The 1,444-nt window shown below is 51.3% G+C and carries 2 protein-coding genes; both read left to right on the top strand.

The window, feature by feature from the left end; all coding sequences use genetic code 11:
• Positions 1–108: 108 nt before the first annotated feature.
• The gene (locus RW092_RS04780) at positions 109–471 is read left to right on the top strand and encodes a hypothetical protein (protein WP_316009656.1); all 363 of its coding nucleotides are present in this window, start codon (positions 109–111) and stop codon (positions 469–471) included.
• On the top strand, positions 387–1,409 hold the full coding sequence (locus RW092_RS04775) for an IS1380 family transposase (protein WP_316009655.1): 1,023 nt from the start codon (positions 387–389) through the stop codon (positions 1,407–1,409). Before RW092_RS04780 ends, RW092_RS04775 begins: the two co-directional genes overlap by 85 nt.
• Positions 1,410–1,444 lie beyond the last annotated feature (35 nt).

Here is a 1,444-nt window from a genome sequence, read left to right as displayed (position 1 = left end):
CCTGAATTTCGAAAGTATCGCTTCTTGAAAATATGAAAAGGGCTCCGAATCTTTGGTAGAATGGTGTTTACTTGGAACACTACACCCAAAGAGAGGAGCACCTTATAGGTGAAGTCTACCACAACGATCAGCAAAATTAAAACAGAATTTTCACTACAAAACGCAACGAGCTGCGGCGGCATCAAAATCTTCCTGGCCTTTCTCGAAAAAATCAAACTGCCGGAGGCGATGTGCAGCCTCTCCGGCGGCAAAGCGCGCAACTCCCTCTTCCCCGTTTACCGTATTCTGCTCTATCTCATCGTTGGCTGGATGCTTGGCTGCGAACGGATTTTTCATTTCCGTCGTTTGCAAAGCGACGTGCTGCTGAGGCGCTTTCTCGGCGGCCGCTGCCCGCATCACAGTCTGTTGTACAAGGAATTGATCCGCTTGGTCGTTTCTGTCCCTCTCTGGTTAACGAACTGCGGAGGCTGAATCAAGAGATCATTCGACCCTGCTTGCCACCTGAGCTGATTCTCGATCTGGATTCCACGGTAGAGACCGTGTATGGCGATCAGTCCGGCGCGGCCAAAGGCACAAATCCACACAAGCCCGGGCGTAAGAGCTATCATCCCCTGCTTGCCTTTGAAGGCCAGAGCCGACTAAACTTGAACGCCGTGCTTCGACCGGGCAATACGCACTCTTCCACCGATGCGGCCGACTTCCTGCGGCAAACCTTTAGACTGCTCGACGAACACAAAGTGAAGTACGCAAGGTTCGACAAAGGCTTTGGCGGTGAAGATTTTTACAGCTTGTGGGAGCAGCACCACATCGGCTATGTCGGCAAGCTGAAATGGACCCAGCGGCTGGCCAAGGAAGTTGGGGCTTGTCGTTACTGGACGCGATATGTCGACGAAGAGTGGATCATCGAAGGTATTTGCTTGATCTACCAAGCGACCTCCTGGAACAAGGCGCGTCGTGTAGCGATCATCCGTAAGGCGCAAGTGTTCGAGGAGGGCCAAGGCCGCATTGTATTCGATTCGGACTGGCAGTACGAAGCCATGGTGACTAATCTGGAATGGGAACCGATCGATTTGTGGCGATTCTACAATCAGCGCTGCTGCATGGAAAATTACATTAAGGAAGCCAAGAACGGGTTTTCCATCGATCGCATTGCGACAGGTGATTTCAAAGCCAATGGTCTGGATCTGCTGATCAAGCTGCTGGCCTACAATTTGTTCGAGCGCTTCAAACGTGACTGCTGTGAGCCAGTCCATCAAGGCTATACGATTGCCCGGTTCCGTCTGGAATTCTTTTATTGCGCCGCAACGCTCATTCGGCATGGTCGCTCTATCCTACTCAAGCTTGCGAGGGACTTTCCCAGCCGTTATGTCTGGAAACGAATCGAGGTTCGAGTGGCGCAGTTAGAATAATGATAAGCAAAATTTTACATGGAAATCAGGACTGC

Source organism: Paenibacillus sp. 3LSP (assembly GCF_032465655.1).
Classification (GTDB): domain Bacteria; phylum Bacillota; class Bacilli; order Paenibacillales; family Paenibacillaceae; genus Fontibacillus; species Fontibacillus barengoltzii.
The sequence above is the reverse complement of the archived record's forward strand: the minus strand, read 5'-3'. Positions and strand labels throughout refer to the sequence as shown.